This is a genomic window from Hyphomonas sp. UBA3601 (assembly GCF_002375605.1).
In the GTDB taxonomy this organism is placed as follows: Bacteria; Pseudomonadota; Alphaproteobacteria; order Caulobacterales; family Hyphomonadaceae; genus Hyphomonas.
Window position 1 is genome coordinate 51,805 of record NZ_DFME01000020.1, and the last position, 433, is coordinate 52,237.

The 433-nt window shown below is 60.3% G+C and carries 1 pseudogene; it reads right to left on the bottom strand.

Annotated elements, in window-relative coordinates:
* Positions 1–228, bottom strand: a pseudogene (locus B4F73_RS01795) (tRNA (guanosine(37)-N1)-methyltransferase TrmD); the annotation flags it as partial.
* Positions 229–433 lie beyond the last annotated feature (205 nt).

Consider the following 433-nt stretch of genomic DNA (forward strand, 5'->3'; position numbering starts at 1 on the left):
GTCGATACTGTCCAGCGCCGCAGCCGTCACATCCGGTCGCAACACCATACCTGCGCCGCCCCCCGCCGGCGGGGCGTCGACATTCTGATGCTTTCCGAGGCCGAAATCGCGCAGCTGGACGGTTTCATAGTCCCAGATGCCTTCGCGACGCGCGCGCTCCAGGATGGAGACGCCGAGCGGGCCGGGAAACGCTTCGGGAAACAGGGTGATGAAACTTGCCTTGAACATGCGCCGAGCCTTTAGCCTACCGCGTGCGCTCCGTCACGTCTCGCCAGGCCGTTACCCAAATGGCTAGCCGTCTTCCTGCCCCCCCCCAAGAGAAGAACGCCAAACGACAGCGGTCGACAAAAGTTGACGCGTGTGTCATTTTTTTCTGGGAGGAATAAAATGACAAAAACATTGGCGGGTCTCACACCCGAAGAAATTGGCCGTG